Consider the following 25,842-nt stretch of genomic DNA (forward strand, 5'->3'; position numbering starts at 1 on the left):
GAACGGAAGCCCTTTTTTGGATGTCGCATTCTAACCTCCGGCGGGCGGGTCGCGCGCGCCACACCTCTTGCCTTCATCGGAGCCCTAGTTTATATTCGCGGTCTTTCTGCCCACCAGACACCCAAGGAAGTCCGCAATGCCCGGTATCCGCGTCAAGGAAAACGAGCCGTTTGAAGTTGCGATCCGCCGCTTCAAGCGCACCATCGAGAAGACCGGTGTGCTGACCGAACTGCGCTCGCGCGAGTTCTACGAAAAGCCCACCGCCGAGCGCAAGCGCAAGCTGGCAGCCGCAGTCAAGCGCAACCACAAGCGCCTGCGCAGCCAGATGCTGCCGCCGAAGCTGTACTGAGCCCTGCTGCGCCCCGCTTCAGGGGACGCCCGCACGCCGGCCGAAGGTTCGTTGACCTTCGCCCGGCGTGATGCTTTTTGATCTGCGCGCACCGCCGCCGCCATCCATGACGGATCTGGCAGGCGCGCGCAGTCGTCCTTGCGCACGATGATCCCACAGTCCTTCGTTCAGGAACTGCTGTCCCGCGTCGATATCGTCGACGTCATCGAGCGCTACCTGCCTTTGAAGAAGAGCGGCGCGAACTACTTCGCCTGCTGCCCCTTCCACGGCGAGAAGTCCGCATCCTTCTCGGTCAGTCCCTCGAAGCAGTTCTACCACTGCTTCGGTTGCGGCGTTCACGGCAGCGCCATCGGCTTCCTGATGGAATACAGCGGACTGGGCTTCGTCGATGCCGTGAAGGAACTCGCGGGGCAGGTCGGCCTGCAGGTGCCGGACGACGGCCGCAGCGCCAGTGCGGTACACAACGACATCAGCGAGCCGCTCTACGAGGCGCTCGGGATCGCCGCGCGCTTCTACCAGGACCAACTGAAGACCACGCCGCATGCAGTCGAGTACCTCAAGCGCCGAGGGCTGTCGGGAAAGGTTGCAGCGCGCTTCGGTCTCGGCTATGCACCAGACGATTGGCAAAGCCTGAAAGAGACCGTTTCCGACTATCAAGCCAAGACGCTGGCCGACGCAGGTCTGGTGATCGACAACGACCAGGGGCGGCGCTACGACCGCTTCCGCGGCCGCATCATGTTCCCGATCCACGACCGCCGCGGGCGCATCATCGCCTTCGGTGGCCGCGTACTGGACAAGGGAGAGCCCAAGTACCTCAACTCGCCCGAAACGCCGCTGTTCGAGAAGGGGCGCGAGTTGTACGGACTCTTCCTCGCGCAGAAGGCGATCCGCGATGCGGGGTTTGCGGTCGTGGTCGAGGGCTACATGGACGTGGTCGCCCTCGCGCAATATGGGCTCGAGAACGCGGTCGCCACACTGGGCACCGCCACCACGCCGCAGCACGTGCACACCCTGCTGCGCCAGACCGATCGCATCGTCTTCTGCTTCGACGGCGACGCTGCCGGTCGCCGTGCAGCCTGGCGTGCCCTCGAGAATGCACTGGAGTCCCTGCGCGACGACGCCACGCTGGCCTTTCTGTTCCTGCCTGCCGAGCACGACCCGGACTCCTTCGTGCGCGCCGAAGGCGTCGAAGCATTCCGTTCCGCCGCCAGCGCCGCCACACCCCTGGCCGGATTCTTGATCCAGGAACTCCGCAGTCGCCATCACCTCGAGAGCGCCGAGGGTCGCGCCGCGTTCGTACACGAAGCCGCGCCGCTCGTCACCCGGATTGCCGCCCCCTTGCTTCGATTACAGGTCATCAAGGCCGTCGCGGAAAGCGCGGGCATGACACAGGCGGAGGTCGAATACGCCTTCGAACAGATCGCCAGCAGCGCAAAACGCAGGCGCGGTGCGGACCCACAGCCGGCAGCACACTCGCCCTCACCGGCGAGCAATGACGGTGCACACACGGATGACGCCACCTCCACCCCCACAAGCACGTCACGCATCCGCCCCAGGGGCACTCCGACCCCACGCCCGCGGCCCGGAGGGCGCCGCAAGCCGCCCTCGACCGCGGGCACCCTGCTGCGCCTCGTCATGCAGCATCCGACCTGGGCAGCGCGACTGCCCGTGGCCCTGGTCCCGGATGACAGCCCTGAAGGCCAGGCGCTGATCGCCATCATCGACCTGCTCAGTCTGGGCGAGGCGATTCCGGCCAACGGCCTGGGCGCACTCATCGAGCGCTTCCGCGACACTCCGCACGGCGACACACTCTCACGCGTGGCGGCCGAGTTGGTCGAAGCGGAGTTCGACGAGAGCGTGGTGGAGGCCCTTTTCGACGACGCGCTGCGCAAACTGCAGATGGACGCGATCGGTAAGGAAATCGACCTTCTTCTCAAGCAGGACCGCGACGAAGGCCTCGACGGGCCCCGTCGCCATCGCCTGAACGGCCTTCTGATGGAGAAGCGGAACTTGGCCAGCAGCGGCAAAGTCTCAGATTTATAGTACAATTTTCGGTTTCCCTATTTCTTACACCCTCACCTGAGGAGTGCTATGGCACGCGAAAAAGCCAAGGATCCGCGCAAGGACGCGCCCTCCGCCAAGGGGCGCCCCTCCAAGGCGAAGGCCAAGGACAAGGCAGCCCCCGTCGTTGAAAGCCCCGCCACCACCCCGCTTGACGCGGAGGTGCGTCGTACGCGCCTGAAGACCCTGATCACGCTCGGCAAGGAACGCGGCTATCTCACCTACGCCGAAATCAGCGACCACCTTCCGGACGACGTCGCTGATGCGGAACAGATCGAGGGCATCATCGCGACCTTCAACAACATGGGCATCCAGGTCTATGACGCGGCGCCTGCCGCCGAAGACCTGCTCATGTCGGACAGCGTCGCCACCAATGTCGACGAGGATGTCGCCGAAGAGGAAGCCGAACAGGCGCTGTCCTCCGTCGACTCCGAATTCGGGCGCACGACCGATCCGGTCCGCATGTACATGCGCGAGATGGGGACGGTCGAGTTGCTGACCCGCGAGGGCGAGATCGAGATCGCCAAGCGCATCGAGGATGGTCTCAAGCACATGGTGCAGGCAATCTCCGCCTGCCCGACGACGATTGCCGAGATGCTCGAGATCGTCGACCGCATCGCGCGCGACGAGGCCAAGATAGATGAGCTGATCGACGGCCTGATCGACCCCAACGCCAGCAGCGAAGAGGGCACCGAAGACGAAGCCGCCGCAGCCAGCGCCGAAGACGAGGAAGAGGCCAGCGAAGACGAGGACAGCGGCGACGACGGCGACGACGAAGAAGACGACGCGGACAGCGCCGAACGCGCCAACGCCGCCTCGCTACTCCAGCTCAAGAACGACGCGCTCGCCCGCTTCGACGTCATCCGCGCGCTCTACGCGAAGAAGATGGCAGTCCTCGACAAGAAGGACTCGCAGGACAAAGCCTACCTCGAGCTCAAGCAGCAGATCTCGGACGAGTTGCTCAACATCCGCTTCACCGCCAAGGCCATCGAGAAGCTGTGCGACTCGGTGCGCCACATGGTCGAGCAGGTGCGCAGCCACGAACGCCAGATCCTGCAGCTCTGCGTCGACCGCGCCGGCATGCCGCGACAGCACTTCATCAAGGTCTTCCCTGGCCAGGAGGTCAAGCTGGACTGGCTCAAGGACGAGATTGCCTCCGGCAAGAACTACGCCGAAGGCCTGATGCGCATTCACCCGGCCGTACTCGAAGAGCAGCAAAAGCTGATCGACCTCCAGGACAGGCTCGGCATCCCGCTGAAGGAGTTGAAGGACATCAACCGCCAGATGTCCACCGGCGAAGCCAAGATGCGCCGCGCCAAGCGCGAGATGACGGAGGCCAACCTGCGCCTGGTAATCTCGATCGCCAAGAAGTACACCAACCGCGGCCTGCAGTTCCTCGACCTCATCCAGGAAGGCAACATCGGCCTGATGAAGGCGGTGGACAAGTTCGAATACCGCCGCGGTTACAAGTTCTCGACCTACGCCACGTGGTGGATCCGCCAGGCCATCACGCGATCGATCGCCGACCAGGCCCGCACCATCCGCATCCCGGTGCACATGATCGAGACGATCAACAAGATGAACCGCATCAGCCGCCAGATCCTGCAGGAAACCGGCCAGGAGCCCGATCCCGCGACGCTGGCCGAGAAGATGGAGATGCCCGAGGAGAAGATCCGCAAGATCATGAAAATCTCCAAGGAGCCGATCTCCATGGAGACGCCGATCGGCGACGACGACGACTCCCACCTGGGCGACTTCATCGAGGACACCGCGACCCTGGCCCCGGCCGAGGCCGCGATGTACTCCGGCCTGCGCGACGCTACCTGCGAGGTGCTCGACTCCTTGACTCAGCGCGAGGCCAAGGTGTTGCGCATGCGTTTTGGTATCGAGATGAACACGGACCACACACTGGAAGAGGTCGGCAAACAATTCGACGTCACCCGCGAGCGTATCCGCCAGATCGAAGCCAAGGCCCTGCGCAAGCTGCGTCACCCGAGCCGCTCGGAAAAACTGCGCAGTTTCCTGGATAGCGACCAGTAAGGCAGCACCGGGCCTCTAGCTCATGCCTGGTTAGAGCAGCGGACTCATAATCCGTTGGTGCTGGGTTCGACTCCCAGGGGGCCCACCAATTTCATCAAGCACTTACGCCAGTCCCTCGGGGCTGGCGTTTTGCTTTTCTTTTCAGAGCATCCGCGTTCTCCGTTCTCCCGGAGTTCCAGCGCCTCGCCGCTACTCGCCACGCACACCGCTTGTGGATCGCTGCCACCGCTCTCACGCCCCGCATCAGTACCCTCCAGTCTCGACTGCGCACTCCGGGTCTCTGAATGGTGGCGAGCCGTAATGGCGCTGGCTGGGCACACCCAGATGCAACGTCTGTGCTCAGGCCCCATAGGCCCTCGGCGCGTGCCTATCCCGCGGCAAGCTTCGCGGCGATTGCCGCGACGTGCCGGCCCTGAAACCGGGCGATGCCAAGCTCGTTCTCGCTCGGCATGCGCGAACCATCACCCGCGGCAAGCGTGGTCGCGCCGTAGGGGCTACCACCCGTGATTTCACTCATGATCGTCTGACGTGCTTCCGAGTACGGCACGCCAACGATGACCATGCCGTGATGCAGCAGCGTGGTGTGGAAACTGGTGATCGTCGTCTCCTGGCCGCCGTGCTGGGTCGCGGTACTGGCAAACACGCTCCCGACCTTGCCGATCAGCGCGCCTTTGGCCCACAGGCCACCGGTCTGGTCGAGGAAGTTGCGCATCTGCGAGGCCATGTTGCCGAAGCGGGTCGGAGTACCGAAGATGATCGCGTCGTAGTCAGGGAGCTCGGCCACCGTGGCGATCGGCGCGACCTGGTCGAGCTTGATGCCGGACGATCGGGCAACCTGCTCCGGCACCAGCTCCGGGACACGCTTGATCGTCGCCTGTGCCCCTGTTTCCCTCACGCCTTCGGCGACGGCGGATGCCATCGCTTCAATGTGTCCATACGACGAGTAGTACAGAACAAGTACCTTGGTCATGGCGTTTTTCTCCGTGGGATTGATCGTGCAGCAAGGAACTGCCGTTCAAGCGCCTGGAGCCCGCGTGGGCGGTCCGGGCATCCTGCAGTATAGGCAGGCCGCGCCACGCGCGATGTCGCAGATTGCCTTCTGGCTTCTCATGCATCATGCGGTGCGCTCGACGATACCCCCCTCAACCCGCAAGGTCGCGCCCGTCGATGCAGCCCGTCGATGCGCCATGTCGCGTTGGCAGCGGGGAATCAGCCGTCTGTACGCACCAGCGGTCAAACTCGCCGCGCCTCACACCGCATGGCGGAGACTGCAAGGCAACCGACAACGGGTCAGTCACTTAGCTCCCCTTCGGAACTGGCATCTCGTTCTGTCGCCCCCGCCTCGATTCCCCGCGCAAGGTAGACCAGCCGCGGTCCCAGGTCGCGCTCGATCCGCTCGCGGGTGAGCGCATAGGCTGGCCCGCTCGCCGAGAGGACCAACAGATCCTGACCCGGGCACCGCATTGGAACCGCGACCGCATGCGTGTCACGGTTCCAATGCCCGAACGAAGTGCAGTAGCCGTGCTCGCGGAACTCCTCGTCGGCGCGCAGCAAGCCCTCGGCCAGGGCAGGCCAGGCCTCGGGGTCACGCAAGCGGATCTGCTCGACGAGGAAGCGGCGCTCCGCGTCGGGCAGCGCACACAGGAAGGCGCGCCCCATCGAGGTGGAGGCAATCGGCAACTGCATTCCCGCGCTCACCTGCAGCGTCATCAGCGAGCGGGGCTGACAGCTTTCCAGATAGATCATGCTGAGCCGATCACGCGCGGAAAGTGCCACCAAGGCCTGCGCGTAATCGGCCAGATCCTGCATCAGCGGCCGGGCCATCTCGCGCATGTGGACATTGGCGAGCGCGGCATGTCCCAGCGCCAGCACCGCACTGGTCAGGCGATAGCGCCCCGATGCGTCATCCAGGCCAAGGTAGCCAAGCTGCACCAAGGTATGCGTCAGCCTGGAAACGGTCGACCTGGCGAGCCCGGTGCGCTCGGCCAGCTCACCATTGGACAGCAGGCGGGCGTCGTTGGAGAAGCAGCGCAGCAGTTCGAGTCCACGGGCGAGCGCCGTCACGAACTGACGATCTACGCCATCCCCAGAGGCCTCTTCTGCCCCCCGCGACACCCCGGCCTTTCTGTTCTGCATAGCGGAACACTCTATGAAATTTTTCGATTCTATGGCGATTGAGTGCGCATCCCGCTTCTCATTCGGCGCGATATTTGCAACGATTCCAGCACATTGATGATTATTTGTTCTGCACAGCGGAACTTCAACCGGATTTGATCATGTCCAGCACAGCCTCTTTTCAATGGGATGACCCGCTGCTACTCATCCAGCAGCTGAGTAACGAGGAGCGCATGGTGATGGATACCGCGCGCGCCTTTGCGGGGGACCAGCTCCTGCCACGCGTCACGGAAGCCTTCCGCCACGAGCGCACCGACCCGTCGATCTTCCGCGAGATGGGTGCGCTCGGCCTGCTCGGGCCGACCATCCCCGAGGAATATGGCGGTGCGGGACTGAGCTATGTCAGCTACGGGTTGATCGCCCGCGAGATCGAGCGCGTCGATTCGGGCTACCGCTCGATGATGAGCGTGCAGAGTTCGCTGGTGATGGTGCCGATCTTCGAGTTCGGCACCGAAGCCACGAAGCGCAAGTATCTGCCACGGCTGGCGACGGGCGAGTGGATCGGCTGCTTCGGCCTCACCGAGCCCGACCACGGCTCGGATCCAGGCTCGATGGCGAGCCGGGCGAGGCGCGTGGAGGGCGGCTGGCTGCTCAGCGGCAGCAAGATGTGGATCAGCAACAGCCCGATCGCGGACGTCTTCGTGGTCTGGGCCAAGGCCCAGGATGAGGACGGGGTCGAGCGCATCCGCGGATTCGTGCTCGAGAAGGGCTGGAAGGGACTGTCCGCGCCTGCCATCCACGGCAAGGTCGGGCTGCGTGCATCGATCACCGGCGAGATCGTCATGGACGAGGTCTTCTGCCCGGAGGAGAACGCCTTCCCCGATATCCGCGGCCTGAAGGGGCCTTTCACCTGCCTCAACTCCGCACGCTACGGCATCGCGTGGGGCGCACTCGGCGCGGCAGAGTCCTGCTGGCACACCGCGCGCCAGTACGTGCTCGACCGCAAGCAGTTCGGTCGCCCGCTGGCGGCCAACCAGCTCATACAAAAGAAGCTCGCTGACATGCAGACCGAGATCACCCTGGGCCTGCAGGGCTGCCTTCGCCTGGGCCGGATGAAGGACGAGGGCACGGCTGCGGTCGAGATCACCAGCATCATGAAACGCAACTCCTGCGGCAAGGCACTGGACATCGCCCGCATGGCGCGCGACATGATGGGCGGAAACGGCATCTCGGACGAGTTCGGCGTGGCGCGCCATCTGGTCAATCTCGAAGTGGTTAACACCTACGAGGGGACACACGACATCCACGCGCTGATCCTCGGCCGCGCGCAGACCGGCATCCAGGCCTTCTGCTGACCATGGCCGGCGCCCTCTCACACCTGCGCGTGCTCGACCTGTCACGCGTGCTCGCGGGCCCGTGGGCCTCGCAACTGCTGGGCGACCTTGGCGCGGAGGTGATCAAGATCGAACGCCCCGGTGGCGGCGACGACACCCGCGCCTGGGGCCCGCCCTGGTTCGAAGCAGACGGCCGGCGCGATGCGGCGTATTACCTCTCCACCAACCGCAACAAGGAATCGGTGGCGGTGGACATCACCCATCCCGCGGGGCAGGCGCTGGTGCGCGAACTCGCCATGCACTGCGACGTGCTGATCGAGAACTACAAGGTCGGCGGGCTGAAGCGGTACGGGCTCGATTTCGCCAGCCTGCAGGCGCTCAACCCGCGCCTGGTGTACTGCTCGATCACCGGCTTCGGGCAGGACGGCCCCTATGCCGAGCGCCCCGGCTACGACTTCCTGCTGCAGGCCATGGGCGGTCTGATGAGTCTCACCGGCGAGCCGGACGGGCCACCGCAGAAGGTGGGCGTGGCGCTCACCGACATCCTGACCGGGCTCTACGCCACGGTCGGGGTTCTCGCCGCGCTCGCACACCGTGAGCGCACGAACGAAGGTCAGCATATCGACCTTGCGCTGCTGGATGTACAGGTCGCCTGCCTGGCCAACCAGGCCATGAATTACCTGGTTTCGGGCAAGGCACCCACGCGCATGGGTAACGCGCATCCCAACATCGTCCCCTACCAGGCCTTTCCGACCGCGGACGGGGATATCGTGCTCACGATCGGCAATGACCGCCAGTGGGCCGCCTTCTGTCGCCTTGCCGGGCGCGAGGAGTGGATCACGGATGCTCGCTTCCAGAGCAACGCGGCACGGGTCGAGCACCGCCAGACCCTGATCCCGCTGCTGCGTCAGACGACGGTGATGCGCAGTACCGACGACTGGGTGCGGGCGCTCGAGGCGGCGGGCGTACCAGGCGGCCCGATCAACGACCTTGCGCGCGTATTCGCAGACCCACAGATCCGCCACCGCCGCATGAGGACCGAAATCGGCGGCATCCCCCAGCTCGCCAATCCGCTTCACCTGTCGGCGACGCCACCCGCCTACCGTCATGCGCCTCCCGCGGTGGGCGAGCACACGGAGAACGTCCTCCAACGCGTCCTCGGGTTGGACGAGGCGCGCATTGAAACCCTGCGCAGGGAGGGCGCAATCGACTGAAATTCAATCGCCTTCGGGGTATCAAGGTTCGGGCAAACACGCATTGCCTCCAGGGTGCCGCCCGACGCACAGTTTCACCGCCCAAGCCGGGCACAAGATCCGGCCTCAGCCAATACGACCATTTGTCTGATCAACCAGGTAGGAGACAACCATGAAGTTGATTCGCACGCTCGGCCTCGCCGCGTTCACGGCCCTTGCCACCGTCGGCAGCGGCATCACGCACGCACAGCAGCAGTTCGTCACCGTACTGACCGGCGGCACCAGCGGCGTGTATTACCCGCTCGGTGTCGCGCTCTCCAAAGTGTATGGCGATGCGCTGCCCAGCGCTCGCGTCAGCGTGCAATCCACCAAGGCCAGCGCAGAGAACCTCAATCTGCTGCAGGCGGGCCGTGGCGAAGTGGCATTCGCCCTGGGCGATTCCGTTTCCGCGGCATGGAACGGGGTGGAAGAGGCCGGCTTCAAGAGCAAGCTCGACAAGCTGCGGGGTCTGGCTGGCATTTACAACAACTACATCCAGATCGTTGCGGCCGCCGATTCCGGCATCCGCAGCCTGGCGGATCTCAAGGGCAAGCGCGTATCCGTGGGCGCAGCGCGTTCGGGCACCGAGCTCAACGCACGCGCCATCTTCAAGGGCGCGGGAATGAGCTACGAGGATCTCGCCAAGGTCGAATACCTGCCGTTTGGCGAGTCCGTCGAACTCATCAAGAACCGCCAGCTCGACGCCACCCTGCAATCCGCCGGGCTGGGGGTCGCATCGATCCGCGATCTCGCCAATGCACTCAATATCACGGTGATTCCCGTCCCTGCCGAGGTGGTCGCGAGCATCGGGGACACGGCGTACCAACCCTCCGTGATCCCGGCGAACACGTATCAAGGGCAGGCCGAGGACGTGCCGACGGTGGCGATCCGCAATATTCTCGTCACGCACGCTGAAGTGCCGGACGAGGTGGTGTACGCAAAGACCAAGTCGATGTTCGAGAACCTCGACCAGCTCGTATCGGCCCATGCCGCCGCACGCGGCATCCAGGCCGAGGGGGCGGCCGACAATCTGCCGCTGCCGCTGCACCCCGGGGCCGAGCGCTACTACCGAGAGGCGGGCCTGCTCAACTGAGCCCGGCAGCGTGACGGCGCCTCCTCCAGGCGCCGCCACGCCGTCTTTCCGACACTCCCCTCACCACACGCCCCGGTGGGCAGACGGTAGCGCACAGGATCGAGGTTGTCCTGTGATCGAAGCCTGCCGGTGAGGCATGCAACCCACGGCACACCCACAGGCTCAGTCAAATGCAGGACGCACACGTCGCCCCCTTCGGTTGGGACAAGGGCTTGCAGGGGCGCGCCCTGTTCCTGATCGCAATCGCGTTCTCCGCCTTCCAGATCGTGGTGGCGGCCTACCACCCGCTGTCCTCGCAGGTCGTGCGTGCGATTCACGTCGGCTTCATGCTGCTGATGACCTTCGCGCTGATGCAGCACTGGCTCCCACGTCGGTCGGTGCCCGCACTCGCATGGTTGCTGGGGGTGCTCGCCCTTCTGCTCGCGTCGTATCACTGGCTGTTCGAATCGGATCTGATCGTACGCGCTGGCGACCCGACCCGAGCCGACATCGTCGTCGGCAGCCTCACCCTGCTGCTGGTGTTCGAAGCCGCACGTCGCATCATGGGCCCGGCGCTGCCGCTGATCTGCGCCGCCTTCTTCGCCTATGCCCTGTTCGGCCAACACCTGCCCGGTGACTTCGCCCACCGAGGCTACGGCTTCGACCAGCTCATCGAGCACCTCACCTTCGGCACCGAGGGCATCTACGGTATCCCAACCTACGTCAGCGCCACCTACATCTTCCTGTTCATCCTGTTTGGCGCCTTTCTCGAGCAGGCCGGCATGATCCGGCTGTTCACCGATTTCGCCCTCGGGACGGTCGGCCACACGCGCGGGGGGCCAGCCAAGGTATCCGTCGTCACCTCGGGCATGATGGGTACGATCAACGGCTCGGGCGTGGCCAATGTGGTCACCACCGGCCAGTTCACCATTCCGCTGATGAAGCGCTTCGGGTATCGGCCCGAGTTTGCCGGCGGCGTCGAAGCAACCTCGAGCATGGGCGGGCAGATCATGCCCCCGGTGATGGGCGCGGTCGCCTTCATCATGGCCGAGACGATCGGGGTGGCGTATGTGGAGATCGTCAAGGCGGCGATCATCCCTGCCCTGCTCTATTTCGTCACTGCGTTCTGGATGGTCCATCTCGAGGCCGGGCGCGCCGGCCTGCACGGCATTCCCAAGGACGAGTGCCCCGACCCCTGGGCAGCAGTGAGGCGACAGTGGTACCTGCTGCTGCCGCTTGCGGTGCTGGTCGGGCTCCTGTTTTCGGGGTACACGCCCCTGTTCTCGGGCATGGTCGGTCTGGCGCTGACCGCGGTGCTGATCCTTGGCGCTGCAGTGGCGCTCCGCCTGCGTGGCAATGCGCTGCGCTTCGCGTTCTGGATCGCGCTGGGCGTCTTCTGCGCCGGCTTCTTCAAATGGGGCATCAGCGCGATCCTGAGCGTGATCGCCGGCCTCGTACTGCTCTGCTTCTTCGTCAGCGGCGGGCGCGCCACGCTGCGCATCGCCGCCAACGCCCTCGCTGACGGCGCCCGCCACGCGCTTCCGGTGGGCGTGGCCTGCGCCCTGGTGGGCGTCATCATCGGCGTGCTCACCCTCACCGGCGCTGCCACCACCTTCGCCAACGCCATCATCTCGCTCGGCAAGGACAACCTGCTGCTGTCGCTGATGCTGACCATGCTCGTCTGCCTGCTGCTGGGCATGGGCATCCCGACCATCCCCAACTACATCATCACCAGCTCACTGGCCGCACCCGCGCTGCTGGAGTTGGGCGTGCCGCTGATCGTGTCGCACATGTTCGTGTTCTACTTCGGAATCCTGGCCGATCTCACGCCGCCGGTGGCACTAGCCGCCTTCGCGGCGGCACCGATCGCCGGCGTGTCAGGGATGCGCATCGGCCTGCAGGCGGTGCGGGTGGCGCTCGCGGGCTTCGTCGTGCCCTACATGGCGGTCTATGCACCAGAGCTGATGCTGCAGGGCGACCCGACAGTTCTCGCAGTCGCATGGATCGTCTTCAAGGCGCTGGTGGCGATTGCGCTCTGGGGCGTCGCCTCGATTGGCTATCTGTGGCAGCCGGTGAGTTGGCCGCTGCGCATCTGGGCCTTCCTGAGCGCCCTCTTTCTCGTCGCCGCACTGCCGATCACCGACGAGATCGGTCTGGGCAGTGCGGCCCTTCTGTTCGGCTGGCTGGCCTGGCGCCAGCGCCGCAGCGTCGTGGCGACCACATGATCGGCATCTGCCTGCTGAGCGGCACGCTGGCGGCATTCGTACCCGCAGAGCGATTCACCCTGGCGTGGACCCACTCGATCGAGAAGCAGCGCTGGGAAGAAGACTGGCAGATCCAGCCCGCCGACCTGGGATCCCAAGGCGACACGAAGTCCTGGGCGCTGGCGCTGATGGAAGCCCGGGTCCGCGGTTCGGGTGCCGGCATGGAGCCTCCGGCCGGCGCCGAACTCCGAGACGGCGTTTGGCACTACCGCGTGAGCCGCGTCGTCGAGGCGCTGGAACTGACACACAGTGCGTATGCCGCGCCCTACGAACTCTGCACCGGCGGGCACTGCCGACCCCTCGCAGACCACCTGCCCGGGCTGGAGCCGCAGCCCGCAGAGGCCGTCGTCGTGACCCTGCGGGGTTGCAGGCAAACGCCCTGAGAAACCATCGCGAGGCCTGGGCGCAAACAGGCCTGGGCGTAGACGTGACGATGGGGACCGAAGTCCCCACCGGCTTTTCTTTGGTAACAAGGCTCAAGCAGCCTCGGCATAGGCCTTAAGCGGCCAGTGCGAAACGCTCATCGTTGGCGTTTATGGATTTGCGCGGATTACGTCCGTCGCCTCTCGGGTTGCCTGCTCACCTTTGCCCGCCCTGTCGAAACCGGTACACCCCCACCCAAGCACACTCCCGAATGCACTTGGGTGGAGGTGAGGGGAATCGAACCCCTGTCCAGAACGCCTCCAGATTGCCGGGATTACAACCATGCGGCGAATCTTACGCAGGTCGCCCTTCGTATTCAATGCCTCGGCGCAATCCGACCGGGCGAGCTTTGTAAGCGCTTGTCTCGTGCAGGCTCGCCCTGCGACCAGATCAGCGGTCCACGTTCACCACGATACGGCCCCGCTCCTTGCCATCGAGCAGGGCGGTAGCGGTGTCGATGACCTCGTCGAGCCCAATCTCCCGGGTCATCAACTCGAGCTTGCTCACGTCGAGGTCGCGTGCGAGCCGGCGCCAAGCTTCCAGGCGATCCTCGCGCGGCGCCATCACGCAGTCGATGCCGACCAAGGTCACGCCGCGCAGGATGAAAGGCGCGACCGACGCCGGAAAATCGAGCCCCTGCGCGAGTCCGCAGGCGGCGACGGTGCCCCGATACTTCGTTGTGGCACATGCGTTGGCCAGGGTGTGACTGCCGACCGCATCGATCACGCCCGCCCAACGCTCCTTGCCCAGAGGCTTTCCGGGCAAACCGAGTTCATTCCGGTCGATGATCTCGCTGGCCCCGAGGGACTTCAGGTAATCCGCCTCCTGTGGCCGGCCGGTGGACGCAACGACCGTAAATCCGAGCTTCGCGAGCAAGGCGATCGCCACACTACCCACGCCACCGCTCGCCCCGGTTACGAGGACTTCGCCGCGCTCCGGCGTCACCCCATGGCGCTCGAGCGCCATCACGCACAGCATGGCGGTGTAGCCAGCGGTGCCAATCGCCATCGCCTGACGCGGGGTGAACGCCTCCGGCAGCGGCACCAGCCATTCGCCACGGACCTGCGCCCGTTGCGCCAGTCCGCCCCAGTGCACCTCGCTCAGCCCCCATCCATTGAGGATCACCGCATCGCCGACTGCCACGCCGGGGTGGCTGCTGGCTTCCACGGTGCCGACGAGGTCGATGCCCGGCACCATGGGGAACTTGCGCACGACCGCACCGCGGCCGGTGATCGCCAGCCCGTCCTTGTAATTGAGCGAGGAATAGGCGACGCGTACGCTGACATCGCCCTCGGGCAGCGTGGATTCATCCAACGCCTTGACCGACGCACGGTAGCCTGCGTCGTCCTTCTCGATCAGAACCGCCCTGAACATGGTGTCGACCTCCGTTGTGAAAACTAAAATGCCCACGCGGGATCATAAGTCAGGTGATGCATCACCCGCACGCCTGCCCCGAACGGCCGACGGGCGCCACGGGGCTGTAATGAAACGCCTCGGCGGGTGATAATGCGGGACTTCCGAACAAACGGACTCGAAGCAATGAAGCGTGTTGATGATTTCCGCCTGAAACTGGGTTCCAGCGAACTCGTGCCGATCATGGTCGGGGGTATGGGAGTGGACATCTCCACTTCCGACCTGGCACTCGAGGCTGCACGCCTGGGCGGAGTCGGGCACATTTCCGATGCCATGCTGCCGACGGTATCCGACCGGCGCTACAACACCAAGTACGTCAAGAACAAGCTGCAGCAGTATAAGTTCAACGTCGCCAACGCCGACAAGTCAGTGGTGCAGTTCGACCTCGGACTGATCGCCGAGGCCACCGCGACCCACGTCAGTCGCACCATGGAGCGCAAGCGCGGCCCAGGGATGGTGTTCATCAACTGCATGGAAAAGCTGACGATGAACGCGCCGAAGGAAACCCTGCGCGTGCGCCTGCGCACCGCGATGGATCACGGCATCGACGGCATCACGCTCGCCGCCGGCCTGCATCTGGGCTCGTTCGCGCTCATCGAGGACCACCCGCGCTTCCGCGATGTGCAACTGGGCATCATCGTCAGTTCGCTGCGTGCGCTGCAGCTCTTTCTGAAGAAGAGCGCCCGTACCGGCCGCATGCCCGACTACGTTGTGGTCGAGGGGCCGCTCGCCGGCGGCCACCTCGGGTTCGGCCTCGACTGGGCAGAGTACGATCTCGCCACCATCGTCACCGAGATCCGCGACTGGCTGCGCGAGCAGCAGCTCGACATTCCGCTGATTCCGGCCGGCGGCATCTTCACCGGCACCGATGCGGTGAACTTCCTCGACGCCGGGGCGGCTGCGGTGCAGGTTGCAACCCGCTTCACCGTAACCGCCGAATGCGGCCTGCCCGACGACGTCAAGCAGCATTATTTCAAAGCAAGCGAAGAGCAGATCGAGGTCAACCAGATCTCGCCTACCGGCTACCCGATGCGGATGCTCAAGAGCAGCCCGGCAATCGGCAGCGGCATCCGCCCCAACTGCGAAGCATACGGCTATCTGCTCGATTCGACCGGCAACTGCCAGTACATCGAGGCCTACAACCGGGAGGTGGCTGCGCACCCCGAGGCAAAGAAGGTGAAAGTCTTCGACAAGACCTGTCTGTGCACGCACATGCGCAACTTCGACTGCTGGACCTGCGGGCACTACACTTACCGACTCAAGGACACCTCGGTATGCGGGGAGACGGGTGATTACCGCATCCTGTCCGCCGAGCACGTGTTCAAGGATTATCAATTCAGCACCGAGGGCCGTATCGCCCTGCCGGAGTGATTCCGCTCAGACAGGCAGCCGAGGAATAGTTCCTCGGCATGCGCGCCCGCAGAGGAAATACTTGCGCGCATGGAACGTCTGCCCGAAAGATCGATGCAGGTCGTCGTGCTCGACGACACGCCACTCAACCTCGCCCTGATGCGTTCGCTCGTCGACCGGCTCGGGGGGGCTCGCGCGCTCCCTTTCGAAGCGCCTCGCGATGCGCTTGCGTGGTGCCAGGGCAATGAGCCAGACCTGATCATCCTCGACTACATGATGCCGGAGATGGATGGACTGGAGTTCCTGCGCCGGATACGGGCTGACCGCGACCGGGACAGCCTGCCGATCCTCATGGTCACTGCCAGCCACGAGCGCGAAGTGCGTTACCAGGCGCTGGATCTGGGCGCAAACGACTTCCTGACGAAACCGATCGACGGCCATGAGTTCAGCGCCCGGGTGCGCAACATGCTCAAACTGCGCGAGGCCCATCTCGCCACTCAACAGCGTGCCGAGATACTCGCCGCCGAAGTGCGCAAGGCGACGGCGGCGATCGTGGACCGCGAACAAGAGACTGTCACCCGGCTGGCGCGCGCAGCCGAGTTCCGCGACCCGGAGACGGGAGCGCACATCCAGCGCATGGCACATTACTCGGCGCTGATCGCACGACAGCTGGGGCATTCGACCGCGTCGGCCGATGCCCTGCTGCTGGCAGCCCCGATGCACGACGTGGGTAAACTCGGCATCCCTGACACCATCCTGCTCAAACCAGGAAAGCTGTCCACGGAAGAGCTTGCGGTGATGCGGCGCCACTCCCAGATCGGCTATGACATCCTGAAGGATTCCTCATCGAGCATCCTGCGCCTGGGCGCCACGATCGCCCTGACTCACCACGAGAAGTTCGACGGCAGCGGCTATCCGAACGGCCTTGCCGGCACGGACATTCCGGTCGAGGGGCGGATTGTCGCCGTGGCCGATGTATTTGATGCGCTTACGTCGGCACGCCCCTACAAACCCGCATGGCCCATGTCGCGCGCGATTGCGTTGCTGCGCGATGGTCGCGGCCGGCACTTCGACGGTGACTGCGTCGATGCGCTACTGCATGCCTGGGAGGCCGTGCTGGAGATTCGCGTACGCTTCCGCGACGACGACGCGGGCTTCCGCGATGACGACGAGCTTGGTATCCCGTCGCCCCCGGAATCGCCGCACTGATTCAGTCTTTGCGTTCGATCAGCTCGACCTTGTAGCCATCGGGATCTTCGACAAAGGCAATCACCGTGCTGCCGTGCTTCATCGGGCCCGCTTCGCGCACCACCTTTCCACCGCGTGTACGGATCTCGTCGCAGGCCTTCTTTGCATCCGCAACCTCGAGCGCGACATGGCCATAGGCCGTGCCGAGCGCGTACTCGGTCACTCCCCAGTTGTGCGTGAGTTCGAGCACGGCGCCCTCGGCCTCGTCCTGATAGCCGACGAAGGCGAGGGTGAATTTGCCCTCGGGGTAATCCTGCCGGCGCAGCAGACGCATGCCCAGCACATCGGTGTAGAACGCAAGGGACCGGTCGAGATCGCCGACGCGCAGCATGGTGTGGAGAATTCGCATGGGTGGTGTCCTGTTCGTTTGCTTGTTCAATGTTCCCGTGCGCCGCGCGCAGAACCGACTGCGCAGGTGAGGACCGGCAGGGTCGCCGTGGCCTCGCGCAACTGGGCCCGCGCTTCGCGCCAGCCCGGGTAAAGACGCTCGACGACCGCCCAGAAGCGCGGCGAGTGGTTCATCTCCAGCAAATGAGCGACTTCATGCGCCACCACGTAGTCGATCAGGGCCGGGCGGAGATGAACCAGCCTCCAGTGCAGGCGAATACCCGAGCGCACACTGCAACTGCCCCAGCGTGTGCGTGCGTTCGACAGTCGCACCGGCGGCACGGGCAGCGCAAGTCGATGACAGCATTCCTCCACCCGCCCGTGATACCAGGCAAGCGCCCGGGCCTGCAACGCACGTACGAGCGCACGTTGCGTGTCGACGGCGGTAGGTAGCATGAGTTCCTCCCGCGCGCCATCCAGCTGCCAGCGCACGCTGCGGCCCGGGTGCAGGCGAAGCGTCAATGGGCAGCCGAAAAGCGGCAGCGTGGCCCCATCGACAATGTCCATCGCCGGCGCGGCGCGCACCGCAGTCCGCGCCTGCAGCCGGTCCAGCAGCCAACGGCCGTGGCTGTGGATGAAGCGCTCAATCTCGTCCAGCGGAGTGCGCAAGGGCACCGCCACACGCGCGCCACGGTGGTCGACCTGAAGTGCGAAGGAACGTCGCGCGGAGCGGCGCAGGATCAGGTCGACACGCGTTCCTTCGACCAAGAGGCTGTGCGCCTGCTCCTGTGCCGCAACGCGGCCGCGAGCGCTCAAGCCTTGTCTTCCCAGGTCAGGCCGCGGGCACCGAGATCGGCCTTGATCACCGCCATCGCATCGGCCACGCGCGCGGCCTTGCCCTTCATGCCCAGCTCCAGCGAGCGGCGCTGCCCTTCTGCCGCGATGGTAGGCAGGCTGAACAACGTGGCGTCGGGATAGTCGGCGCAGACCTGACGCATCAGGCCGATGAGTTGCCCCTCGTAGGCATCCCACACGGTCACCGCCTGCTCGACGTAGTCCTCGGCGTGATGCAGATGGGCAAACCGGGTATCGAGCACCCACTCCACCATGGGCCACGCCATCACCGGGAAGCCGGGGGTGAAGTAGTGCTGCCGGATCGAAAAGCCGGGAATGCGGTTGAAACTGTTGGGAATGATCTCGCTTCCGACCGGATAAACGCCCATCTGCAGCCGCTCGGGTGTGATCTCATCGCCAAAACGGGCGCGGATCTCGGCTTCTGCCTGCGGGTGCAGGGCGAGCTCCAGACCAAGCGCCGCCCCTGCCGCCTGGCGGGTCCGATCGTCCGGGGTGGCCCCGATGCCGCCGAAGCTGAACACCACGTCGCCGGTGGCAAAGGTCTGACGCAGAGTCTCGGCCAGGCGGGCAAAATCGTCGCCGACGTAGCGCGCCCAGGACAGTTTCAGGCCACGCGCGCCAAGCAGCTCGACCAGCCTCGCCAGATGTTTGTCGCTGCGGCGGCCGGAAAGGATCTCGTCGCCGATGATCAGAGCACCGAAGTTCATGAGGGTTCTCAACGAATGGCGCCGGGCTCTGCATCGAGCACGGTCACGCCGTACTTGAGCCGATGGCGGCGCAGGGTTTCGAGCATGTAATGGACGAACGCGAGACCGGCAAAGGCAGGCGCGACCAGGTTGATCACCGGCACGTAAGCGAGCAATGCTGTGCCCCCACCGAGCAGGAGCATCTGCGGCCGCCAGTCATCGCGCAGGCGCTGGAGTTCGCCCCTGTCGGCGTGGAACATCAGCGCGTCGTAGCCGAAGGCACGCTGGTTGAGCCAGCCCGTGAGGCCTACGGAAATCAGCAGGCCCGCTCCGGGAATCAGCCAGAGCGGAAGGGAGATCAGAAGTGCGGCCAGGAACAGGACGCCCGCGAGGATCGAATTCCACGCACTACCGAGGTTGGAGCCGCCACGACGCTGCTCGACTTCCGCGTAGTCGCTGCGAGCCACGCGCTCGAGCATCAGCGGCAACGCGATCGTCGCCACCAGCATCGCCGCGGTGACATAGACCAGCGGCACAACCAGCAAGGCGGCGGCGATCTGAACCAGCACCAGCACGATGGCCGCCGTCGTTTCCGAGGCCGAGATCCAGCCGCCGACAAAGGACCAGTTGCTCACCTGCTCGAAGATCCATCCGGTGACCGGCGTCCACGCATAGAAGGCCACGCCGGCCCAAACCAGGACCGAGAGCAGCCCCGGCCAGAGCAGATGCCAGAAGATGTCGCGCCGTCCCAAGCTACGCGCGGCGCGTCCCAGGGCAACCAGAATGTCCTTCATTCGCCCACCTCGCCTCCGGACTCAAGCGTTCAGCGCGGCATGCCCGGGAGCCCGCCCGGCATCATGCCCTTCATGGCGCGCATCATCTTCTGCATGCCGCCCTTGGAGAACTGCTTCATCACTTTCTGTGTCTGCTCGAACTGGTTGAGCAGGCGATTCACCTCCTGCACGGTGACCCCTGCGCCGGCCGCAATGCGGCGCTTGCGGCTGGCCTTGAGCAATTCGGGCTTTGTGCGCTCGAGCGGGGTCATCGAGTTGATGATGCCCTCGATGCGGGAGATGGCCTTCTCTTCCGCCCCACCCTGCAGCTTGCCCGCGGCTTGCGCGAACTGCGCCGGCAGCTTGTCCATCATCGAGGACAGCCCGCCCATCTTGCGCATCTGGGCAATCTGCTCCTTGAAGTCGTTGAGATCAAACCCTTTTCCGGTCTTGAGCTTCTGCGCGAAGACCCGCGCCTTCTCCTCGTCGACGCCACGGCGCGCCTCCTCGACCAGGCCGAGGATGTCGCCCATGCCGAGAATACGGCTGGCCATGCGGTCCGGATGGAAGGGCTCCAGCCCGGAGAGCTTCTCGCCGACACCGGCGAACTTGAGCGGCTTGCCGGTGACGTGGCGCACCGACAGCGCCGCACCGCCACGCGAATCACCGTCGAGCTTGGTGAGCACGACGCCAGTGAGCGGCAGTGCTTCGTTGAAGGCGCGCGCCGTGTTGACCGCGTCCTGGCCAAGCATCGCGTCGACCACGAACAGGGTTTCGATCGGCTTGGCTGCGACATGTAGATCCTTGATCTCGGCCATCATGGCCTCATCCACCGCAAGCCGGCCAGCGGTGTCGACCAGGAGCACGTCGACGTGATGCTTGCGCGCGTAATCGAGCGCGGCGAGCGCGATGTCGACCGGCTTCTGCACCGTCTCGGAGGGGAAGAAGCCGACGCCGGCCTGGGCGGCCACCGTCTTCAGCTGCTCGATCGCTGCCGGGCGATAGACGTCGGTCGACACCACCAACACCTTTTTCTTCTGCTGCTCATGCAGGAACTTGGCGAGCTTGCCGGTGGTGGTGGTCTTGCCCGCGCCCTGCAGGCCGGCCATCAGCACGACCGCCGGCGGCTGAGTGGCAAGATTCAGGCCCTCGTGCGCACCGCCCATGAGCGCCTTGAGTTCGTCATGCACGACACCCACCAGCGCCTGCCCGGGCGTCAGGGAGGCGATCACCTCCTGGCCGACCGCCTTTTCCTTGACTCGGGCGACGAAGTCCTTGACCACGGGGAGCGCAACGTCCGCCTCGAGCAGAGCCATGCGCACCTCTCGCATGGCCTCCTGGATGTTCTCTTCTGTGAGGCGAGCCTGGCCACGCAAGGTCTTCACGACCTTGGACAGCCGTTGAGTCAGATTGTCGAGCATTGTGTAAGAGGCCTTCCGCGCGTGACTTGGAGTAAACTGCAGCTACGTATGGGCACAATTCTACTTCATCTGCTTCCCGCCTCGCTTTATGCCGGGCTCGGGGTCTTCTTCTGGCGGACCTGCATGGCAGGAGACGTGGGCGTCTCGCGCCTGAGCGCAAGGCGCGAGTGCATGAGCACCCGCGAGCGCCTGCTGTTGCTCGTCGCGATGATTGCACACGGCCTGACCCTGCACGTCAGCATCTTCCCCGGCGACGAGATGCGCTTCGGCTTCGGTCTTGCAGTTTCCCTCATGGTCTGGCTGGCAGTGTGCTTCTACTGGGTGGAAACGCTGTACACCCGGCTCGACGGCTTGCACGCGGCAGTGATGCCTGCCGGGGCCATCGCCAGTCTGATCCCGCTGCTGTTCCCGGGTGACCATGTGCTGGCCAACGCCACCTCAGCCGGATTCCGCGCGCATTTCGTGATCGCGATGCTGGCCTACAGCCTATTCACCCTCGCCGCGCTGCACGCCATGCTGATGTCGATCGCAAGCCGCCAGTTGCACAATGCCCATTTCAGCCGCCTGCTCTCAGGGCTGCCGCCCTTGCTGACCATGGAGGCATTGCTGTTCCGCCTCATCGGCATTGCCTTCGTGCTGCTGACACTCACCCTCGCCAGCGGTGTGCTGTTTTCCGAGACCCTGTTTGGGCAAGCCTTCCGCGTGGACCACAAGACGGTCTTCGCCTTCATCTCGTGGCTCCTGTTCGGCGGGCTCCTGCTCGGTCGACGGCTGTGGGGCTGGCGCGGACGGCTGGCGCTGCGCTGGACGCTCGCGGGCTTCGTCGCGCTCATGCTTGCCTACGTAGGCAGCCGCTTCGTTCTTGAAGTCCTGCTCGGCCGCGCGGCCTGAGCAGGCCTTGCGCGTGCTGGGCTCGAGCGTACCGGGCGCGAGTTGACAGCGTCCTGACCCACGCGAATACTCGGGGTCCCTCTCAACACCCCGTTACCCGTGTCGGACCTTAGCCTGACGCTCCAAGTCGTCGCACTGATCGTGCTGCTCATACTCTCGGGCAGCTTCTCGATGTCCGAAACGGTCATGATGGCCGCAAACCGCTACCGCCTCCGCTCCCTGGCTGCCCAGGGGCATCGCGGTGCAGTCCTGGCCCTCGACCTGCTCGCCCACACCGACAGGTTGCTGGGCGTGATCCTGCTCTTCAACAACCTGGTGAATACCGCCGCAGCTACCCTGGTCAGCGTACTGACGATGGAGCTTTTCGGCGATGAGCGCTGGGTGCTCGGCGCGGCAACGCTGCTGGTGACCTTCGCGATCCTGGTGTTCGCGGAGATCACTCCAAAGGTGGTCGGCGCCACGCATGCCGACCGCCTCGCGCCGATCGTCGCGTATCCGCTCACGGCACTCCTGCGTACGTTCTATTTCGCGGTGTGGTTCGTCAATCTGTTTTCCAGCGCGCTGCTGCGGACGTTCAGGCTCAACCCCAGGAAGGACGCCGAGACTGGGCTCTCGGTCGATGAGCTGCGCGCGATGGTGGCGGAATCGGGACACTACATCCCGCACAAGCACCGCAGCATCCTCCTCAACCTGTTCGACCTCGAGAACATCACCGTGGAAGACGTGATGACGCCGCGCGGAGCGATCGAGGGGATCGATCTCTCCGAGCCGGAAGCAGAGATCCGGCGCCAGATCGCGACCAGCTTTCACACCCGGCTGGCCGTGCATGACGGTGACAGCGAGCACGTGATCGGGGTGCTGCACCAGCGCCGCCTGCTCAGCGACACCCTGGAACAGGACTTCGACGTCGAGCGCATTCGCGAACTGCTCGCGCGGCCCTACTTCGTTCCTGCCGACACACCACTGTATTCGCAACTCCAGTTTTTCCAGGAGAACCAGCAGCGTCTGGCCTTCGTCGTGGACGAGTACGGCGAACTGCTCGGCCTGATCACGCTCGAGGACATCATCGAGGAACTGATCGGCAAGTTCACCACCAGCACGCCGGACGCCGGCAACCGCATGAACTGGAGCGAAGACGGCAGCGTGCTGGTCGACGGCTCGTCCAACCTGCGGGAACTCAACCGCCGCCTCGATCTGGATCTGCCCATCGACGGCCCCAAGACCCTCAACGGCCTGATTCTCGAGTTTCTCCAGGACATCCCGGAGACCGGCGTATCAATGAAGATCGGCAATACTCCGGTGGAGGTGGTACAGACGGAAGACCGCATGGTGCGCACTGCCCGCCTGTATCGCCCGCTCCAGGAGCGGCCGCAGCCCTGAGGAAGGCATCACACATGGCATGACAGAGCACTTTACAAGGTCGGGCACGACGTGCAAGATCGGCCGCACTCCGGAGAAGAGCAAGGTATGGCGGCAACTTCCAAACCGGCCCTGAGCGGCTTCGCCAGGGCATTGATTCAGCATGGGCACCTGCGCGAAGAAGATGCGATCGCATGCTCGACGCAAGCCCATGATGGCAGCAACGCCTTCATCCTCGAAGTCGCCGGAAAAGGCCTGGTCAGCTGCACGGCAATGGCGCACTTCGCGGCGGAGACCTTCGGCTACCCGCTACTGGACATTTCCGCATTCGACGCGCAGGTGTTTGCACGCGATGCGGTCGACCGCAAGCTTCTCACCAAGCATCAGGTCGTGCCCCTGCTCAAGCGCCAGAACCGGATCACGCTTGCCGTTGCAGACCCCTCGAACCTGCGCGCGCTGGACGAGATCCGCTTCCAGACCGGCATGCAGCTCGATCTCGTCATCGCCGAGGCGGACAAGCTCAAGCGCATCGTAGAGGGCCTTTCGGAGTCAACGTCCGAAACGCTCAAGGACCTCACCGGCGAGGCCTTCGACATGGACCTGCTGCAGCAGGAAGGTCCAGGACAGCAAGCCGAAGAAGAGGACAGCAGCGATGTCGATGACGCCCCGGTCGTCAAGTTCATCCAGAAGGTGCTGATCGACGCCATCAATGAGGGCGCCTCCGACATCCACTTCGAACCCTACGAAAAGTTCTACCGCATCCGCGTGCGCACCGACGGCATCCTGCGCGACATCGCCCAGCCGCCCCTGGTACTCAAGGAAAAGATCGCCGCACGCATCAAGGTCATCTCCCGTCTCGACATCTCGGAGAAGCGCGTTCCGCAGGACGGCCGCATGAAGCTCGTGCTGTCGAAGAACAAGGCGATCGACTTCCGCGTATCGACGCTGCCGACCCTGCACGGCGAGAAGATCGTCATGCGTATCCTCGATCCGAGCTCGGCCATGCTCGGCATCGATGCGCTTGGCTACGATCCGGACCAGAAGCAGGCCATGCTGGCCGCAATCGAGCGCCCCTACGGCATGATCCTCGTCACTGGTCCCACGGGCTCGGGCAAGACGGTGTCGCTGTACACCTGTCTCAACCTCCTCAACAAGCCGGGGATCAACATCTCCACGGCAGAGGATCCGGCGGAAATCAATCTTGCCGGCATCAACCAGGTGAACGTGAACGAGAAGGCAGGCCTCACCTTTTCGGCAGCGCTGCGCGCATTCCTGCGCCAGGATCCGGACGTCATCATGGTGGGCGAGATCCGCGACCTCGAAACGGCCGAGATCTCGATCAAGGCGGCCCAGACGGGGCACCTGGTGATGTCCACCCTGCATACCAACGACGCACCATCCACCCTCGAGCGACTCAAGAACATGGGGGTTGCACCGTTCAATATCGCGTCTTCGGTGATCCTCATCACGGCCCAGCGCCTCGCCCGCCGGCTATGCTCATGCAAGAAGCCGGTGGACATCCCGCTCGAGGCGCTCATCGAGGCAGGCTTTGCCCCCGAGGAACTCGACGGAAGCTGGCAACCGATGGGCCCCACCGGCTGCGACCGATGCAAGGGGAGCGGCTACAAGGGTCGCGTGGGCATCTACCAGGTGATGCCGATCAGCGAAGACATCGCCCACATCATCATGACCGGCGGCAACTCGATGGACATTGCAGCGCAGGCGCAACGTGAAGGCGTGCAGGACCTGCGGCAATCCGGCCTGCGCAAGGTTAAGCAGGGCATCACCTCGCTGGAAGAAGTACTGGCGACGACCAACGAATAAAGGACGTTCGACTCATGGCAACGGCAAGCCGGGCGGTGCGACACACCGGACCCAAGGAAGAGCTCTACAACTGGGAAGGCAAGGACAAGACCGGCAAATTGGTCCGCGGGGAGATGCGCGCACTGGGGGATGCGGTCGTGCATGCCACACTGCGTCGTCAGGGCATTCAGCCGACCAAGGTCAAGAAACAGCGGATGTCCCGTGGCGGGCGCGTCAAAGACAAGGACATCGCACTCTTTACCCGCCAGCTCGCAACAATGATGAAGTCGGGCGTACCACTGCTGCAGGCCTTCGACATTGCCATGAAGGGCTCGGGCAACCCGGCGCTGTCCCGCCTGCTCGATCAGATCCGCGCGGATGTCGAGTCCGGGTCGAACCTCTCGCAGGCCTTCTCGAAGCACCCGGTGCACTTCGACAAGCTGTTCTGCAACCTGGTCGCCGCGGGCGAGCAGGCAGGCATCCTGGACAACCTTCTCGATCGCATCGCGACGTACAAGGAAAAGATCCTCGCGATCAAGAGCAAGATCAAGTCGGCACTGTTCTATCCGGCCGCGGTGATCGTCGTGGCCGGCCTCGTCGTTTCGGTGATGATGCTGTTCGTCATCCCCGAGTTCAAGAACGTATTCAACAGCTTCGGCGCCGACCTCCCCGCCCCGACGATGATCGTCATCGCCATGTCGGACTTCTTCGTCGAATTCTGGTACCTGATCTTCGGGATCCTGATCGGAACGATCCTCGTCATTGCCTGGCTCCTGAATCCGTGTTGTCTTCAGCGCGTACCCGCTCCGCGAGCCCCAGCGCATGA

22 protein-coding genes, 1 tRNA gene and 1 other RNA gene are annotated in these 25,842 nt (G+C 64.5%); 15 read left to right on the forward strand and 9 right to left on the reverse strand.

Annotation, left to right across the window (positions count from 1 at the left end; all coding sequences use genetic code 11):
• The first annotated feature begins 136 nt into the window (after positions 1–136).
• The 4 genes from rpsU (at position 137) to ACUH78_RS13910 (ending at position 4,538) form a co-directional block, all read left to right on the forward strand.
• Positions 137–349, forward strand: coding sequence for a 30S ribosomal protein S21 (gene rpsU / locus ACUH78_RS13895; RefSeq protein WP_004260978.1), 213 nt, complete (start codon positions 137–139; stop codon positions 347–349).
• Between the two features lie 147 nt (positions 350–496).
• Positions 497–2,392 (forward strand): DNA primase, encoded by a 1,896-nt coding sequence (gene dnaG / locus ACUH78_RS13900; protein ID WP_445333764.1) that lies wholly within the window; start codon positions 497–499, stop codon positions 2,390–2,392.
• Positions 2,393–2,440: 48 nt separating this feature from the next.
• Positions 2,441–4,450 (forward strand): RNA polymerase sigma factor RpoD, encoded by a 2,010-nt coding sequence (gene rpoD, locus ACUH78_RS13905; RefSeq protein ID WP_418364848.1) that lies wholly within the window; start codon positions 2,441–2,443, stop codon positions 4,448–4,450.
• A gap of 9 nt (positions 4,451–4,459) precedes the next feature.
• Positions 4,460–4,538 (forward strand) — tRNA-Ile (locus tag ACUH78_RS13910).
• Positions 4,539–4,817: 279 nt separating this feature from the next.
• Here the strand turns inward: ACUH78_RS13910 and wrbA are convergent.
• Complete coding sequence (gene wrbA, locus ACUH78_RS13915) at positions 4,818–5,420, reverse strand: NAD(P)H:quinone oxidoreductase (RefSeq protein ID WP_418364117.1); 603 nt, start codon at positions 5,418–5,420, stop codon at positions 4,818–4,820.
• Between the two features lie 320 nt (positions 5,421–5,740).
• Complete coding sequence (locus ACUH78_RS13920; protein WP_445333757.1) at positions 5,741–6,586, reverse strand: IclR family transcriptional regulator; 846 nt, start codon at positions 6,584–6,586, stop codon at positions 5,741–5,743.
• Between the two features lie 137 nt (positions 6,587–6,723).
• Between ACUH78_RS13920 and ACUH78_RS13925 the strand changes: the two genes are divergently transcribed.
• The 5 genes from ACUH78_RS13925 to ACUH78_RS13945 all read left to right on the forward strand — a co-directional run bounded on the left by ACUH78_RS13925 (position 6,724) and on the right by ACUH78_RS13945 (position 12,850).
• Complete coding sequence (locus ACUH78_RS13925) at positions 6,724–7,920, forward strand: acyl-CoA dehydrogenase (RefSeq protein WP_435749782.1); 1,197 nt, start codon at positions 6,724–6,726, stop codon at positions 7,918–7,920.
• Between the two features lie 2 nt (positions 7,921–7,922).
• Positions 7,923–9,113, forward strand: a complete 1,191-nt coding sequence (locus ACUH78_RS13930) for a CaiB/BaiF CoA transferase family protein (protein WP_445333756.1) — start codon at positions 7,923–7,925, stop codon at positions 9,111–9,113.
• Between the two features lie 151 nt (positions 9,114–9,264).
• Positions 9,265–10,224 carry a TAXI family TRAP transporter solute-binding subunit gene (locus tag ACUH78_RS13935; RefSeq protein ID WP_445333755.1) on the forward strand — a complete coding sequence of 320 codons (960 nt, stop codon included), beginning with the start codon at positions 9,265–9,267 and terminating at the stop codon, positions 10,222–10,224.
• Positions 10,225–10,394: 170 nt separating this feature from the next.
• Positions 10,395–12,428: a TRAP transporter permease gene (locus ACUH78_RS13940; RefSeq protein WP_445333754.1), complete on the forward strand. Its 2,034-nt coding sequence runs from the start codon at positions 10,395–10,397 to the stop codon at positions 12,426–12,428.
• Entirely contained in the window at positions 12,425–12,850 is a 426-nt protein-coding gene (locus tag ACUH78_RS13945) for a DUF1850 domain-containing protein (RefSeq protein WP_445333753.1), read from the forward strand. The genes ACUH78_RS13940 and ACUH78_RS13945 overlap by 4 nt, the downstream gene beginning before the upstream one ends.
• Positions 12,851–12,895: 45 nt before the next feature.
• Here ACUH78_RS13945 and ssrA read toward each other — a convergent pair.
• Positions 12,896–13,223: a transfer-messenger RNA gene (gene ssrA, locus ACUH78_RS13950) on the reverse strand.
• 57 nt (positions 13,224–13,280) lie between these two features.
• A complete protein-coding gene (gene acuI, locus ACUH78_RS13955) occupies positions 13,281–14,264 on the reverse strand; it encodes an acrylyl-CoA reductase (NADPH) (protein WP_445333752.1) in 984 nt (327 codons plus the stop codon).
• Positions 14,265–14,429: 165 nt separating this feature from the next.
• Between acuI and ACUH78_RS13960 the strand changes: the two genes are divergently transcribed.
• Both ACUH78_RS13960 and ACUH78_RS13965 read left to right on the forward strand, forming a co-directional pair.
• Positions 14,430–15,674, forward strand: coding sequence for a nitronate monooxygenase (locus ACUH78_RS13960; RefSeq protein WP_445333751.1), 1,245 nt, complete (start codon positions 14,430–14,432; stop codon positions 15,672–15,674).
• Between the two features lie 69 nt (positions 15,675–15,743).
• Positions 15,744–16,862 carry an HD domain-containing phosphohydrolase gene (locus tag ACUH78_RS13965; protein WP_418364126.1) on the forward strand — a complete coding sequence of 373 codons (1,119 nt, stop codon included), beginning with the start codon at positions 15,744–15,746 and terminating at the stop codon, positions 16,860–16,862.
• A gap of 1 nt (position 16,863) precedes the next feature.
• Here ACUH78_RS13965 and gloA read toward each other — a convergent pair whose 3' ends face one another.
• The 5 genes from gloA to ffh are packed head-to-tail and all read right to left on the reverse strand — an operon-like array spanning position 16,864 to position 20,963.
• On the reverse strand, positions 16,864–17,250 hold the full coding sequence (gloA, locus tag ACUH78_RS13970; protein ID WP_418364127.1) for a lactoylglutathione lyase: 387 nt from the start codon (positions 17,248–17,250) through the stop codon (positions 16,864–16,866).
• 26 nt (positions 17,251–17,276) lie between these two features.
• On the reverse strand, positions 17,277–18,044 hold the full coding sequence (locus ACUH78_RS13975; protein WP_445333750.1) for a M48 family metallopeptidase: 768 nt from the start codon (positions 18,042–18,044) through the stop codon (positions 17,277–17,279).
• Positions 18,041–18,790, reverse strand: coding sequence for a competence/damage-inducible protein A (locus ACUH78_RS13980; protein ID WP_418364129.1), 750 nt, complete (start codon positions 18,788–18,790; stop codon positions 18,041–18,043). Before ACUH78_RS13980 ends, ACUH78_RS13975 begins: the two co-directional genes overlap by 4 nt.
• A gap of 8 nt (positions 18,791–18,798) precedes the next feature.
• Entirely contained in the window at positions 18,799–19,563 is a 765-nt protein-coding gene (locus ACUH78_RS13985) for an EI24 domain-containing protein (RefSeq protein WP_445333749.1), read from the reverse strand.
• 29 nt (positions 19,564–19,592) lie between these two features.
• Positions 19,593–20,963 carry a signal recognition particle protein gene (gene ffh, locus ACUH78_RS13990; protein ID WP_445333748.1) on the reverse strand — a complete coding sequence of 457 codons (1,371 nt, stop codon included), beginning with the start codon at positions 20,961–20,963 and terminating at the stop codon, positions 19,593–19,595.
• Between the two features lie 48 nt (positions 20,964–21,011).
• Here ffh and ACUH78_RS13995 point away from each other — a divergent pair, with 48 nt between their 5' ends.
• The 4 genes from ACUH78_RS13995 to ACUH78_RS14010 form a co-directional block, all read left to right on the forward strand.
• Entirely contained in the window at positions 21,012–21,854 is an 843-nt protein-coding gene (locus ACUH78_RS13995) for a cytochrome C assembly family protein (protein WP_418364132.1), read from the forward strand.
• 99 nt (positions 21,855–21,953) lie between these two features.
• Entirely contained in the window at positions 21,954–23,234 is a 1,281-nt protein-coding gene (locus tag ACUH78_RS14000) for an HlyC/CorC family transporter (protein ID WP_445333747.1), read from the forward strand.
• A gap of 87 nt (positions 23,235–23,321) precedes the next feature.
• A complete protein-coding gene (pilB, locus tag ACUH78_RS14005; protein WP_418364134.1) occupies positions 23,322–25,037 on the forward strand; it encodes a type IV-A pilus assembly ATPase PilB in 1,716 nt (571 codons plus the stop codon).
• Positions 25,038–25,051: 14 nt separating this feature from the next.
• Positions 25,052–25,842, forward strand: a 791-nt coding sequence (locus ACUH78_RS14010; RefSeq protein WP_445333746.1) for a type II secretion system F family protein, incomplete at its 3' end; no start/stop codon positions are given.

The sequence above is a fragment of the Thauera sp. ZXT1-4 genome (assembly GCF_052598215.2).